Source organism: Micromonospora sp. DT46 (assembly GCF_049841735.1).
Classification (GTDB): Bacteria; Actinomycetota; Actinomycetes; order Mycobacteriales; family Micromonosporaceae; genus Micromonospora; species Micromonospora reichwaldensis.
The window spans coordinates 257,900-272,289 of record NZ_JBNCKW010000009.1 but is presented as its reverse complement, the minus strand read 5'-3'; the positions used below and the strand labels follow the sequence as shown (position 1 = coordinate 272,289).

General features: G+C 74.0%; 10 protein-coding genes. 7 read left to right on the top strand and 3 right to left on the bottom strand.

Going from position 1 to position 14,390, the window contains the following annotated elements; all coding sequences use genetic code 11:
• The first annotated feature begins 7 nt into the window (after positions 1 to 7).
• The 3 genes from ACLQ20_RS25560 (at position 8) to ACLQ20_RS25550 (ending at position 8,391) form a co-directional block, all read left to right on the top strand.
• The gene (locus ACLQ20_RS25560) at positions 8 to 3,703 is read left to right on the top strand and encodes a non-ribosomal peptide synthetase (protein ID WP_425857900.1); all 3,696 of its coding nucleotides are present in this window, start codon (positions 8 to 10) and stop codon (positions 3,701 to 3,703) included.
• 84 nt (positions 3,704 to 3,787) lie between these two features.
• Complete coding sequence (locus tag ACLQ20_RS25555; protein ID WP_425857899.1) at positions 3,788 to 7,492, top strand: non-ribosomal peptide synthetase; 3,705 nt, start codon at positions 3,788 to 3,790, stop codon at positions 7,490 to 7,492.
• Positions 7,493 to 7,752: 260 nt separating this feature from the next.
• Positions 7,753 to 8,391 carry a peptidoglycan DD-metalloendopeptidase family protein gene (locus ACLQ20_RS25550; RefSeq protein WP_358120346.1) on the top strand — a complete coding sequence of 213 codons (639 nt, stop codon included), beginning with the start codon at positions 7,753 to 7,755 and terminating at the stop codon, positions 8,389 to 8,391.
• Between the two features lie 135 nt (positions 8,392 to 8,526).
• Here the strand turns inward: ACLQ20_RS25550 and ACLQ20_RS25545 are convergent, their stop codons facing one another.
• The 3 genes from ACLQ20_RS25545 to ACLQ20_RS25535 are packed head-to-tail and all read right to left on the bottom strand — an operon-like array spanning position 8,527 to position 11,553.
• Positions 8,527 to 9,222, bottom strand: coding sequence for an HAD-IA family hydrolase (locus ACLQ20_RS25545; protein WP_327028025.1), 696 nt, complete (start codon positions 9,220 to 9,222; stop codon positions 8,527 to 8,529).
• Between the two features lie 37 nt (positions 9,223 to 9,259).
• Positions 9,260 to 10,393: a Gfo/Idh/MocA family protein gene (locus ACLQ20_RS25540; protein ID WP_425857898.1), complete on the bottom strand. Its 1,134-nt coding sequence runs from the start codon at positions 10,391 to 10,393 to the stop codon at positions 9,260 to 9,262.
• Complete coding sequence (locus tag ACLQ20_RS25535; RefSeq protein WP_327028023.1) at positions 10,390 to 11,553, bottom strand: DegT/DnrJ/EryC1/StrS family aminotransferase; 1,164 nt, start codon at positions 11,551 to 11,553, stop codon at positions 10,390 to 10,392. The genes ACLQ20_RS25540 and ACLQ20_RS25535 overlap by 4 nt, the downstream gene beginning before the upstream one ends.
• 334 nt (positions 11,554 to 11,887) lie before the next feature.
• On the opposite strand from ACLQ20_RS25535, the gene ACLQ20_RS25530 reads away from it, so the two are divergent.
• From ACLQ20_RS25530 to ACLQ20_RS25515, 4 genes are all read left to right on the top strand, one after another.
• The gene (locus tag ACLQ20_RS25530) at positions 11,888 to 12,319 is read left to right on the top strand and encodes a type II 3-dehydroquinate dehydratase (RefSeq protein WP_151455065.1); all 432 of its coding nucleotides are present in this window, start codon (positions 11,888 to 11,890) and stop codon (positions 12,317 to 12,319) included.
• 91 nt (positions 12,320 to 12,410) lie between these two features.
• Complete coding sequence (locus ACLQ20_RS25525) at positions 12,411 to 12,764, top strand: DoxX family protein (RefSeq protein WP_151455066.1); 354 nt, start codon at positions 12,411 to 12,413, stop codon at positions 12,762 to 12,764.
• 9 nt (positions 12,765 to 12,773) lie between these two features.
• Positions 12,774 to 13,709, top strand: a complete 936-nt coding sequence (locus ACLQ20_RS25520; RefSeq protein ID WP_425857897.1) for an ROK family protein — start codon at positions 12,774 to 12,776, stop codon at positions 13,707 to 13,709.
• A 12-nt stretch (positions 13,710 to 13,721) separates the two neighbouring features.
• Complete coding sequence (locus tag ACLQ20_RS25515; protein WP_151455068.1) at positions 13,722 to 14,282, top strand: NADPH-dependent FMN reductase; 561 nt, start codon at positions 13,722 to 13,724, stop codon at positions 14,280 to 14,282.
• The last annotated feature ends 108 nt before the right edge of the window (positions 14,283 to 14,390 follow it).

The following is a 14,390-nucleotide window of genomic DNA, read 5'->3' as shown; positions in this document are numbered from 1 at the left end:
TTGACTGATGTCTGTCGGGTTCGTTGGTGGTCGTGCCCAGGCCACGGATGTCGTCGGGCCCGACTTCGAGGTCCTCGACCTGATGGGGGACCTGCGCCGGCCGACCGCGTGGCCGGCCCGGGCGGCCTCCGAGTTCCGGCCGGTCGACGTGCCCGGCCCGGCCGGCGCGCGGCCCCCCGGCGCGGTGCTGCTGGCCGGTCTGCTGGGAGTGCTGGCCCGGTACACCGGCCAGGCCGAGGTGGCGGTGGGGCTGTCGTCGGGTGGCGTGCTGCGGGTCGACGTCACGGGTGATCCGGGTTTCGGGGAGCTGGTGTCGCGGGTGGCCGCGGCGCTGGCCCAGCCGGTCGCGCGGGACGCGGCGGGTCCGGTGGTGGTCGGGCTGGTGGACGCTCCGGTGGCCGAGGTGGGACCGGACGTGGTGGACGTGGACGTGGACGTGACCGTCGCGGGCGACGGATCGGCGATCCGGGTGGACTACGCGGCGGACGGGTTCTCGGCCCAGTGGGTGCGGGGCCTGGTGGACCAGGTGGTGCTGTTGGCGTCCGTGGGGTCGGCAGCGCCGCAGACCGCACTGTCGGGGTTGCCGTTGGTGGGGGACGCGGAGCGGGAGCGGCTGCTGGGCTGGGGCCGGGGTCCGACCCGCCCGGTGCCGGCCGAGCCGATCCACGAGCTGGTGCTGGAGTGGGCGCGGCGCACGCCGGACGCGGTGGCGGGCGTCGCCGGCGGGGAGGTGCTGACGTACGCGGAGTTGGCCCGCCGCTCGGGGGCACTGGCCGCGCAGCTACGGTCGCTGGGCGTACGGCCCGGTGACGTGGTGTCGCTGGCGTTGGACCGCAGCCTCTGGACGTTGATCGCCACCCTGGCCGTGCTGCGGGCGGGAGCCGCGTACACGCCGATGGACGTGTCCTGGCCGGCGGAGCGGATGCGGCTGCTGCTGGCCGACCACGGCGCCCGGGTCGTGCTCACCGTCGGCGAGGTCGCCCCACGCGTCCCCCGACCCGACGGCGTACGGGTCGTCGCCCTCGACGACGAGTGGCCCGCCGTGGAGGCGGCCGAACCCGTCGACCTGCCGGTCGTCGAGGCGTCCGCGCCGGCGTTCGTCATCTACACGTCCGGCTCCACGGGCACGCCGAAGGGCGTCGCGCTGACCCACGACATGCTGACCAACTTCCTCACCTGGATGCGCGAGGAATGCGCGGTCGGCCCGGACAGCCGGATGCTGCACTGCTGCGCGCCGGTCTTCGACGTGGCCCTCGGCGAGATCTACACCGCGCTGACCTCCGGCGCCCGCGTCGTCGTCAGCTCCCGCGACGATCTCCTCGACGCCCGCCGCCTCACCGACCTGATCGCGAAGGAGCAGGCAACCCACGCGTTCTGCCCGCCCACGAATCTCGCCGCCGTGGACCCGGCCGACTGCCCGAGCATGTCCTGCGTGACCCTCGCCGGGGAGCCGATCCCGCCCCGCATGGCGCAACGGTGGATGGCCGCCGGCGCCCGCCTGATCAACGCGTACGGGCCCGCCGAGGCATCCGTCGCCTGCACCTGGTTCGACGCGTCGACGGGCTGGCCCGGCGCGTACGTGCCGATCGGCTGGCCCATGCCCAACCGGCAGATCCGCGTCGTCGACGCCAACCTCGACCTCGTCCCCATGGGCGTGCCCGGCGAAATCCTCATCACCGGCGCCGGGGTCGCCCACCAATACCTCAACCGACCCGAACTCACCGCCCAACGGTTCGTCACCGACCCGTACGGCGGCGGCACCGCCTACCGCACCGGCGACCTGGGCCGGTGGAACACCACCGGAGCACTCGAGATCCTCGGCCGGATGGACCACCAGGTCAAGGTCAACGGGATCCGCATCGAACTCGGCGAGATCGAGGCCGTCCTCGAACAACACCCCGACGTCGGCACCGCCGTCGTCACCCGCCGCGAGGACCACGGCACCGCCCGGCTGGTCGGCTACGTCACCGGGCGCGAGGGTCGCCTCCCCGTCACCGCCGAGCTACGGGAGCACGCCGCCGCCGTGCTCCCGCCCTACATGGTCCCCGCCGTGATCATGGTTCTCGACCGGTTCCCCGTCGGCGGCACCGGCAAGATCGACCGACGGGCGCTACCGGCACCCGACGCGCAACGCCCCGACCTCGACGTGCCGTACACCGAGCCGGCCACCGACTCCGAACGCCTCGTCGCGGGGGTCTTCGCGGCGGTGCTCGGGCTGGACCGGGTCGGGGCACGCGACGGCTTCTTCCACCTCGGCGGCACGTCGTTGCAGTCGGCGGCGGTGGCGGCCGGCATCGACGAGGCCGCCGACGTCGTCGTACCCGTCTCACAGATCCACCGCACCCCCACCCCACAGGGACTGGCCCAGTGGCTCGCCACCGCCCCCCGCCGCCCCAAGGCCGAACCGGAGGCGCCCGTCACCGGCCGTCCGGGCCCGTCGAAGCCTGTCCCGCTGACCCTCTCGGTCGCCAAGTGCGTCTGGCTCCCCTTCGAACTGGTCTGCCCGACCACCTGGTGGATCGAGGGTGAGCTGGACCTGCGGGCGTTGATGGCGGCGCTCGGCGACGTGCACCGCCGGCACGAGGCCCTGCACGCCCGCTACCGCCGCGTCGACCCGCCGGTGGCGCTCATCCCGCCGAACCCGGGCATGCCGCAACTGCGACTGCTCACCGACGCCGCCACCGAACAGGAGGCCCTCGACCAGCTCGCCGAGGCCGTACAGCAACCCCTCGACTACACCCAGGGCCGCAACTGGCGCGCCGCCCTGATCCGCAACAAGACCACCAACCGGATCCTGTTCGGCATCGGCATCCACCACATCGCCTTCGACGGCTGGTCACACGCGCTGCTCGTGCGCGACCTCAGCCACGCCTACGCGGCACGGCTGTCGGGCCAGGCCCCGGCCTGGGCACGCCCCGCGCCGACGCTGCGCCAGTCGTACGAGGAGTACACCCGGCTACGCGACGCCGCCGACCTCGAAGCCCAGCGGACCTACTGGCGCGAGCAGCTGCGCGGCCTGCCCCGCCAGGGCGAGGCCCCACCCCAGGCGCCCCTGGAGCAGGCACTGGCGTGGGGCCCCAAGGCCGGGCACATCGTCACCGTCACCCCCGAGGTCATGCAACGCTGGGACCAGGCGGCGCGGGAACAGCGGTTCAGCCGGTCCAGCTACTTCGTCGCCGCGTACGCCTCCGCGCTGCGCGCCATCCACCAGCAGGACGACATCGGCCTGCTGATGATCGTGGCCAGGCGCGGCAGCCGCATCCTCGACTCCGCCTTCACCACCCGGATCAACTCGAACTGCGTCCGGGTCCGGTTCCGGCCCGAGGAGGACCTGCTCCGGCACGTCCAGCAGACCGTCGACGAGCTGATGGCCGCCCAGGACATCCCCTTCTCGGAGACCGCCGCCGACCCGGCCGTCGGCCTGCCCGGCGAGGTGGTCGCCAGCATCCCCGGCTTCGCCTACCAGGACAACGTGGTCCTCCCGCTGGACCTGCCCGGCTGCCGGACCGAGGAGGTCGTCGAGCCGTACGCGCGGGAGGTGATGAGCGGGCTGACCGTCGAGGCGATCCCCCGGGACACCGACGCCCTGCTGCGCATCACCATCCGCACCGACCTGATCCCGTTCTCCCTCGCCGAGGAGTTGGGCGCCCACATGCTCCGCTTCCTCGAATCGGGGCCCGTCCCGGCTCCCGGCACCGCCTGACCGCCCGTACACGCAGCTGTTCCTGGTTTCCTGACCCGGCCGTACCCCCTGCCGGTGGTGCCGGTCCTGATCGGAGGTTGACCCATGTCCGTCGGGCTCGTAGGTGCCCAGGCCCCGACCGCGGGTGTCGCGGGGCCCGACTTCGAGGCCCTCGACCTGATGGGTGACCTGCGCCGGCCGCTGGCGTGGCCGGCCCGGGCGGCGTCCGAGCTGCGTACGCTCGCGCTACCCGACCTGGCGGGCCCGGAGCCGGCGGGACTGGTGGTGCTGGCGGGCCTCGTCGGGGTGCTGGCCCGCTACACCGGTCAGGAGGAGGTGGCGCTCGGCCTGTCCTCGGGCGGGACGGTGCTGCGGGTGGGCGTGGCGGACGATCCGGCGTTCGGTGAGCTGGTGGGCCGGGTGCGTGCGGCGTGGGCCGCGCCGGCGGCGGGTGCGGGTGTGGTGGGCCCGGTGGCGGTCGACCTGGTCGACGGCCCGGTGCCCGGCGTGGGCCCGGAGACGGTGGACGTCGACCTGATGGTCAGCGTGGCCTCGGACGGGTCCGGGCTGCGGGCGGACCACACGGCGGAGGGCTTCTCCGCGGACTGGGTGCGGGGCCTGCTGAACCAGACCGTGACGCTGCTATCGGCCGGCGTGCGGGAACCCGAGGTCCCGCTGTCCGGGCTGCCGCTGCTGGGCGCGGCCGATCGGGAGCGGCTGCTCGCGTGGGGCCGGGGTCCGGTCCGCCCGGTGCCGGCCGAGCCGCTGCACGAGCTGGTGTTGGAGTGGGCGCGCCGCACGCCGGACGCGATCGCGGGCGTCGCCGACGGCGAGGTCGTCACGTACGCGGAACTGGCACGCCGTTCGGAGCTGCTCGCCCGCTACCTGCGCTCCGCCGGTGTCGGCGTCGGGGACGTGGTGTCGCTGGCGCTGGACCGCGGCATGTTGACCCTCGTCGCCACCCTGGCCGTGCTGCGGGCGGGCGCGGCGTACACGCCGATGGACGTGTCCTGGCCGGCGGAGCGGATGCGGCTGCTGCTGGCCGACCACGGCGCCCGGGTCGTGCTCACCGTCGGCGAGGTCGCCCCACGCATCCCGCGCCCGGACGGCGTCAAGGTGGTCGCCCTCGACGACGAGTGGTCCGCCGTGGAGGCGGCCGAAGCGGGCGAGCTGCCGGTCGTGGACGCCTCCCGGCCGGCGTTCGTGATCTACACGTCCGGCTCCACGGGCACGCCGAAGGGCGTCGTGCTGACCCACGACATGCTGACGAACTTCGTCACCTGGATGCGCGACGAGTGCGCGGTCGGCCCGGACAGCCGGATGCTGCACTGCTGCGCGCCGGTCTTCGACGTCGCCCTGGGCGAGATCTACACCGCGCTGACCTCCGGCGCCCGCGTCGTCGTCAGCTCCCGCGACGACCTGCTCGACGCCCGCCGGTTGACGGAGCTGATCGCGAAGGAGGAGACCACCCACGCGTTCTGCCCGCCCACCAACCTCGCCGCCGTGGACCCGGCCGACTGCCCGAGCATGTCCTGCGTGACCCTCGCCGGGGAGCCCGTTCCGCCGCGCATGGCGCAACGGTGGATCGCGGCCGGCGCGCGCCTGATCAACGCGTACGGGCCCGCCGAGGCCGCCGTGGCGTGCACGTGGTTCGACGCGTCGGCCGGCTGGAGCGGCGCGTACGTGCCGATCGGCTGGCCCATGCCCAACCGGCAGATCCGTGTCGTCGACGCCAACCTCGGCCTCGTCCCCATGGGCGTGGCCGGCGAAATCCTCATCACCGGCGCCGGGGTCGCCGACAGTTACCTCAACCGACCCGAGCTGACCGCCCAACGGTTCGTCACCGACCCGTACGGCGGCGGAGTCGCCTACCGCACCGGCGACCTGGGCCGGTGGAACGCCTCCGGGGCGCTGGAGATCCTCGCCCGGATGGACCACCAGGTGAAGGTCAACGGCATCCGCATCGAGCTCGGCGAGATCGAGGCCGTCCTCGAACAGCACCCGGGCGTCGGCACGGCCGTGGTCGTCCGCCGCGAGGACCGGGGCGTCGCCCGGCTGGTCGGCTACGTGACCGGCCGGGACGGCCGCAAGCCGGCCGTGACCGAGCTGCGGGAGCACGCCTCGGGTGTGCTGCCCCCGTACATGGTCCCCGCCGTGATCATGGTCCTCGACCGGTTCCCCGTCGGCGGCACCGGCAAGATCGACAGGCGGGCACTGCCGGAGCCGGGCCCGCAGCGCCCGGACCTCGGCGTGGACTACATGGAGGCCGCCACCGACGAGGAACGTCTCGTGGCCGGAGTGTTTGCGACCGTCCTCGGCATCGACCGGGTCGGCACGCGGGACAGCTTCTTCGCCCTCGGCGGCACCTCCCTGCAGTCCGCCGCCGTCGCCGCGGCCGTCGACGAGGCCGCCGACGTCGTCGTACCCGTCTCGCAGATCCACCGCACGCCCACCCCGCACGGCCTGGCGCACTGGCTCACCACCGCGCCCCGCCGTCCCCCGGCCGAACCGGAACCGTCCGTCACCGGCCGTCCCGGCCCGGCCGGGCCCGTCCCGCTGACCCTGTCGGTCGGCAAGTTCGTCTGGCTCCCCTTCGACCTGGTCTGCCCGACCACCTGGTGGATCGAGGGCGAGCTGGACCTGCGCGCGCTGATGGCGGCGCTCGGCGACGTGCACCGCCGGCACGAGGCGCTGTACGCCCGCTACCGGCGGGTGGACCCCCCCGTGGCCGTCGTCCCACCGAAGCCGGGCATGCCGCAGCTGCGACTGCTCACCGACGCCACCAGCGAGCAGGAGGCCCTCGACCAGCTCGCCGAGGCCGTGCAGCAGCCGCTGGACTACACCCAGGGCCGCAACTGGCGGGCCGCGCTCATCCGCGACAGGTCGACCGGGCGCATCCTGTTCGGCATCGGCATCCACCACATCGCCTTCGACGGCTGGTCACACGCGCTGCTTGTCCGCGACCTCGGCCACGCCTACGCCGCCCGCCTGGCCGGCCGGGCGCCCGGCTGGGACCGCCCCGCGCCCACGCTGCGCCAGTTCCACGACGAGCACACCCGCCTGCGGGCCGCCACCGACCTCGACGCGCAGCGCGACTACTGGCGCGAGCAGTTGCGCGGCCTCGCCCGCCAGGGCGAGGGCCGGCCGCAGTCGCTGCTGGAGCAGACCCCGACCTGGGGCCCTCGGACCGGGCACATCGTCACCGTCCCTCCGGAGGTGCTGGACCGCTGGGACCGGGCCGCCCGCGAACAGCGGTTCAGCCGCTCCACCTATTTCGCCGCCGCCTACGCCTCGGCGCTGCGCACCATCCACCAGCAGGACGACATCGCCCTGCTGATGATCGTCGCCCAGCGCGGCAGCCGGATCCTCGACTCCACCTTCACGAGCAGGATCACCTCCAACTGCCTGCGGGTCCGTTTCGACGGGCCGGAGAAGGACCTGATCCGAGCGGTCCAGCGCACCGCGGACGCGCTGATGGCCGCCCAGGACGTCTCCTTCGTGGAGATGACCGTCGACCCGGTCCTCGGCATGTCCCGCGAGGTGGCCAACAGCATGCCCTCGTTCGCCTACCAGGACAACGTGGTGCTGCCGCTGGAGCTGCCCGGCTGCCGGACCGAGGAGGTCGTCGAGCCGTACGCCCGGGAGTGGTCGGGTTCCTGCGTCGCCGAGGTGCTTCCCGGCAACGGGGGCGCCCTCCTGCGCGTCACCATCCGCACCGACCTGGTCCCGGCCCCCGTCGCCGAGATCCTGGCCACCGCCATGCTGCGCTTCCTGGAAGCCGGACCCGGGGCCGTCGACGGCGCGCACTGAGAGCGCTTCAGGGGCCCCTATCGACGTGTATCGCCACGGCTTCCGCCGGGGCTAGCATCACGCTGTCGATGATGATCTATCGCCCGCCCCCGGCGGGCCAGTCGGAGGTGATTTCCCTGCGCCGCGTAACGCAGACCCTGATCGCTGTCCTGGTCTCCTGTTTGACCGTGGCCCTGTCGGCTGTGCCGGCACACGCCGCCGCCCAGGTCAGGGTGTACGTACCCAGTGGACTCCCGCTGAACATCCGCAATGCGCCGTCGGTGAGCGCAGCGGTGATCGGCAGTGTCCCCAACGGCAACACCGTCACCATCACCTGCCACGTCCGAGGGGACTCCGTCCAGGGTTTCGCCGGCGTCACCAACATCTGGAACAAGCTCTCGGGCGGCGGGTGGCTCACCGACGGATTCCTGGAGACCGGTTCGAACGGCCCGGTCGTCCCGCCCTGCGGCAGCTCCGCCCAGTTCAAGCTGCCGTTCCCGGCCGGACGCGCCTACCCGATCACCCAGGCGGCGGGCAGCAGCTTCTCCCACAACGACGTCTACAACCGGCACGCCATCGACTTCGGCATGCCGGTGGGCGTGCCGATCCTCGCGTCCGCCGCGGGCACCATCCGCTTCGAGGGCTGGGCGGGCGGCGGCGGGATCATGGCGCTCGTCGACCACGGCAACAACCGGTGCTCCCAGTACGCCCACCTGAGTGCCACGATCATCAACAACGGTGACCGCGTGGCGCAGGGACAGCGGATCGGAACCTCCGGGGCGACCGGCAACGTGACCGGCCCGCACCTGCACTGGAACATCGTCAACTGCGACACCCAGACCAGCCGCGAGATCCCCAACAGCGTCGAGGTCGGCACCAACTACGTGGTGGGTACGGCGCCGGTCAGCCGCAACGGCTGAACCGACCCGACCGGGCACACCGGACAGGCGGGCGGGGACTCCGGACGGTGTCCCGGCCCGCCTGTTCAGGGCGGGCCGGACGTGCACGACAGGTTCGGGTCGCGCCCGTCACGACGGGGAGCGGGCGGGCGGGTCTCAGTGGACGAGGGCCGCCGGGCAGTGCGCGAGCAGCTCCGTCGGGGCGTGCACGACCAGGTCGGGGCCGGCGGCGAGCAGCGCGGCGACGTCCCCGCCGTGCCAGGTGGTGGCCACCGCGGTCGCCCCGGCGTCCCGGCCGCTGAGCAGGTCGATGACCGCGTCGCCGACCATCATCGCCTGGCCGGGCGGCACGTCGAGGTGGCCGAGCGCCTGGAGCACGATGTCCGGGGCGGGCTTCGGGCGGGCCACCTCGTCGGAGCCGATCACCTGACCGAAGAGGCCCAGCACGCCGAGCTGGTCAAGCAGGGAGCGGGCCCGGGGGCCGGCCTTGCCGGTGGCGATCGCCATCCGGATCCCCCGGGAGTGCAGCGTCTCCAGGGTCTCCCGGACGCCGGGGAAGAGCGGCACCAGGTGGGCCATCCGGTAGCTCTCCCGGACGAACGGCTCCTCCATCTCCAGGGGCAGCCCCATCAGCCGCATGATGTCCGGGAAGTACCGGCCCATGTGCCGGTTGTACTCCTCGAACGGCGCCGGCCCGTCGCCCACCACCTCGGCGTACGCGATGCTGAACGCCTCACGCATGACGGCCGAGCTGTCGACGATGACGCCGTCGAGGTCGAACACGACCGCGCGGATCGGGCCGCGGCCCGGCGACGGCGGGGTCACCTCGACGGTGGACGATGGATGGCTCATGGCTGCTCCCGGAAGCGAGTGTGGCCGACGGTGGTTCTCACCGGTCGCGATGGCCCGCCAGCGCGTGCTGCCGCTCCGGCGCGGTGGGCCGGGCGGACTGGTAGATCCGTTCGATGATGTCGATGGTCCGGCGGGCCTCGGCGACGGCCGCGCCCCGCGACGCCGGGTCGGCGAGCAGCGCGGGCAGCTCGTCGAGCTGGCGGTCGTACTCGGCGCCGATCGGCTCCTCGGGCAGCGACAGCCGGACGGTCTCGCCGTCCCGGGTGCGGGTCAGCACCGGCGCCGGCTCCCGGTTGGGGCTGAAGCCGAACGTGCAGCGCAGCGTCGCCGATCCGGCGGCGCCGTGCACGGTGACGGTGGTGCGGTCCAGCGACTCGTGCGAGGCCCAGCAGGCGTGCAGGGCGACCGAGGTCCCCTCGGCGGTGAGCAGGAAGCCCCGGGCGGTGTCCTCGACGTCCCCGGGGGCGCGACCACCGGCGCCGGTGTCGCTGCGCCAGGCGGCGTGGGCGGCGCTGTCGTTGACGAAGTCGTCGGAGACGCTGCCGATGGCGTGGGTGACCCGGGTCGGGCCGAGCATCGGCAGCACCGTGTCGAGCAGGTGCCAGCCGAGGTCCACCAGCGCTCCCCCGCCGGAGAGGTCGCGCCGGGTGAACCAGCCGCCCGCGTCGGGCACCCCCCGGGCGCGGACCCAGGCCACGTCGACGTGCCGGATCGGGCCCAGCTCGGCGGCCACCCCGGTCAGGGCCCGGATGTCGGCCCGGTAGCGGGCGGCGCTGCCGGCCAGCAGCACCGCGCCGCCGTCGCGTTCCGCGTCGGCCAGCAGGGTCGCCTCGGCGGAGGTCAGGCAGACCGGCTTCTCCAGGAACACCGGTACGCCCCGGCGCAGCAGCCGGACCGCCACGGTGGCGTGCAGGTGGTTCGGTACGGCGACCACCACCAGGTCGACCGCCCCGGCGGGCAGGTCGTCGACGTCGGCGTACGCGGACGGGACGTCGTGGGTGCCACGGGCCCGGTCGCGTACGCCGGGCTCCGGGTCGACCACGGCGGTCACCTCGAAGCCCGGATGCGCGGCGAGCCGGGGCAGCCAGATCTCCCGCCCGGCCCACCCGAGGCCGGCCACCGCGACCCGCACCGGTCGGTCGGGCGCGGCGGCCGGGGGCAGGGCCGTCATCCGGCGAGGACGTCGGCGAGCACGGCGGCGATCTCGTGCATCTGCTGCTCCGTGCCGAGCAGGGTGCGGTGGTGCAGCCAGATGCAGTCGGAGTGGATCTGCTCGACGTTGGGGCAGCGGGCCGCGATCGCCTCGACCGACTCGTCGGGAGCGCCGGCCTTCCAGAAGCCCTCGCACCGGTAGATCGCCCGGAACGCCACGAACGCCGGGACGCCCCGGGCGATGAGCGCGTCGACCACGGCGCGGCGGCGCTCGATGGTGATCCCGGGGACGCGGAACATCGCCATGTAGTGCGGGTTGCGGTCGGTACGGGGGTCGGTGGTCTGCGGCACCACGCCGGGGATCTCGGCGAGCAGGCTCGACAGCAGCGGCCACCGCTGCTCGCGCAGCGCGATCTGCTCGTCCAGGCGGGACAGCTGGGCGCGTAGCACGGCGGCGGTGAACTCGCCCATCCGGTAGTTCGAGCCGGTGGTGCCGTGCAGGTAGTCCCGGTCGGTGCGGGGCCGGCCGCAGCTGTGCACGAGGAACGCCCGCTCGCGCAGCTCCTCGTCGGGGAAGAGCACCGCCCCGCCCTCGCCGGCAGTCATCAGCTTGCCGTTCTGGAAGCTGAACGCGGCCACCGAGCCGAGCGCCCCGGACCGCTTGCCCTGCCACTGCGCGCCGTGGGCGTGCGCCGCGTCCTGGAGCACCGCCACCCCCGCGTCGGCGGCGAGCTTGTCCAGCGCGTCCATGTCGGCGAACTGGCCGGCCATGTGCACCGGCATGACGACCTTGGTGCGGGGGGTGATCGCGGCCTCGACGGCGGCCGGGTCGATGCAGTAGGTGTCGAGGTCGACGTCGACCGGCACGGCGACCGCGCCGAGGCGCTGCGCGGCCAGCGAGGACGAGATGAACGTGAAGGCTGGGACGATCACCTCGGTGCCCGGCCCGACGCCGAGCACCTCCAGGGCGACCTCAAGGGCGTGGGTGCCGTTGGTGACGGCGAGCGCGTGCGGCGTGCCGTGGTAGTCACCGAACTCCTTCTCGAAGGAGTCGACCTCGCTGCCGCCCATCCGCCACCACTGCCCCTGTTCGAGGGCGCGGATCAGTCCGGCGCGCTCCTCGTCGCCGAACTGCGGCCACTCGGGGAACTCCGACACCGTCGAGGGCTGACCACTCATGACTTCCCACTTCCCAACTCGGGCAGACCAGGGGCTTCGCCGGACCATCGGGCGGGACGACCGGGTACCGCCGGCACGCGGTCCGGGCGCACCGGGGCGCCGATGGCCGGTTCGAGGTAGGTGACGCTTCCGTTGGAGTCGGCGGCGTCGCTTCGGCAGGGAGGACGGTAACCGAAGCGGACGCGCGGTCACCGCCCCTAACAGCCCCTAGCCACCCCTTAGTCCGCCGCGCCACGGCCACCGCCGGTTCGCCCGGCGTCGCGGGCGTAGTAAGACTGCGGTGGACCAGTCATCGGGCCTTGTCGGGACAGGGCCACGCCCCGCGAGGTGAAGCGTGTCGGACGTGTTGCTGCTGAACGGCCCGAACCTGGGCATCCTCGGCCGACGGGAGCCGGAGATCTACGGCACCGACACCCTGGACGACATCGAACGGGCCGTCGGCGAGGAGATCGCGGGACGGGGCTGGCGGGTGGTGGCCGAGCAGCACGACTGCGAGGGCGCCATGATCCGCGCCATCCAGGACAACTACGACACCGTGGGCGCCATCGTCAACCCGGGCGCCCTGATGATCGCGGGCTGGAGCCTGCGCGACGCGCTGGCCAACTATCCCCGGCCCTTCGTCGAGGTACACCTGTCCAACGTCTGGGCCCGGGAGAGCTTCCGGCACGACTCGGTGATCGCCCCGCTGGCCAGCGGCGTCATCGTCGGGCTCGGGTCGCTGGGCTACCGCCTGGCCGCCCGCGCCCTCGCCGCGACCGTCCGATGACGACCCGTCACCGCGCCGTCCGGCCCGATCGGCGTCGATGCGCCAGCGGTACGGTCGTCCGCACGTTCCGACTCTTCCCGAAGGACATCACGTGCACATTCCCATCCTCGTCCTGACCCTCATCCTCGCCGCGGTGTTCCTGGGCACCGCCGTGCCGAAGCTCACCGGGCAGGCGCAGATGCGCGAGCGGATGGACCACCTCGGCGTCTCGCCCGGGCTGACGCGCCTGCTCGGGGTGCTGGAACTCGCCGCGGTCGCCGGGCTGCTGCTCGGCCTGCTCTGGGCGCCGCTGGGCATCGCGGCGGCGATCGGCCTCGCCCTGCAGATGGTGGGCGCGGTGGTCTACCACGCCCGCGCGAAGGACCCGGCCCCGATGACCCTGACGCCGGTGATCTTCGCGGTGGCGGCCGTCGCGCTCGTGGTCCTGCACGTGCTTGAGGGCTGAGGCGCGGGCGTGACCGGTCCGCAGCGGGGCGACGGCGTGCTCGGTGTCGACGTCGGCGGCACCAAGGTGGCGCTGCGCGCGGAGGCGCCCGGACGGCCGGCGTACGACCGGACCTTCCGCTGGCCACGCGGCGCCGACCCGGCCGCGGACCTGGCCGCGCTGGCCGCCGAGGCGGACCGGCTGCGCGAGGCGTGGGGACCGGTGGGTGCGGTCGGGGTGGCGATGCCGGCGACCACGGACCCGGCGGGCACCGTCACCACCTGGCCCGGCCGGCCCGGTTGGGCGGGGCTGGACCTCGCCGGTGCGCTGCGCCGCCTCTTCCCCGACGCGGCGACGGCCGTCGCCGACGACGGTGACCTCGCCGCGCTGGCCGAGGCCCGGCACGCCGGCCGGGACGACGTGGTCTACCTGGGCGTCGGCACCGGGATCGGCGGCGGCGTGGTGCTGGCGGGGCGCTCGGTGCCCGGCCGCTCCTCCGCCGAGATCGGTCACATGGTCGTCGCCCTCGACGGCGAGCGCTGCGACTGCGGCCGGCGCGGCTGTCTCCAGTCGATCGCGTCCGGCCCGGCCACCCTGCGCCGGGCGGGCGCCGGCCGCGGCGCCGAGGTGAGCTTCGACGACCTGCAGGCGGGGCTCGACGAGCGCCGGCCGTGGGCGGTGGAGGCGGTCGACGCGAGCTGCCGGGCGCTGGCGGCGGCGGTCGTGAGCCTCGGCGAGCTGCTGGACCCGGCGCTGGCGATCGTGGGCGGCGGGTTCGCCGCCGGCCTGCCCGACTTCGTGCCGCTCGTCGCCGAGCGGGCCCGCGCCGCCGGCCGGCCCGGGCGGCCGGCGCCACCGGTGCGGGCCGCCGCCCTGGGCGGATTGTCGTCCCTGCACGGCGCGGTGGAGCTGGCCCGTGGCCTGACCGGCCCGCCGGCCCCCGTGCGTTCCGTACCCACCCTGTAGAGGAGATCAGCCATGGTCAGGATCGGTGTCATCGTCGGCAGCACGCGGCCCGGCCGCAAGGCCGACGCCGTGGCCCGCTGGGTGACCGACGTCGCCGCCAAGCGGGGCGACGCCACGGTCGAGCTGGTCGACATCGCCGACCACGACCTGCCGCACTTCGACGAGGTGCTGCCGCCGTCGATGGCGCCGTCGAGGCGCCCCGCCGTACGCCGCTGGGCGTCGACGATCGCCGGGTTCGACGGCTTCGTCTTCGTCACCCCGGAGTACAACCACTCGATCCCGGGCGCGCTGAAGGACGCCGTCGACTTCCTGTTCAAGGAGTGGCAGCACGCCTCCGCCGGCCTGGTCAGCTACGGCGTGCACGGCGGTACGCGGGCGGCGGAGCACCTGCGGCTGGTGCTCGGGCAGCTCGGCGTGGCCGACGTCCGGTCCCAGGTCGCGCTCTCCCTGACGACGGACTTCGTCAACTTCCGTGACTTCCGGCCGGCGGCGCACCACGAGCAGGCCCTCAACACCATGCTCGACGAGGTGGTCGCCTGGGCCGGCGCACTGCGGACGCTCCGCCGGCCCTGACGTCGACACGGTCGGGCCAGGCCCCGGCACCGTCCGGCCCTGACGCCGGCACCGTCCGGCCCCGGACGTCGACGCGGTCGGGCCGGACGCCGACGCCGCGGCTGGCGG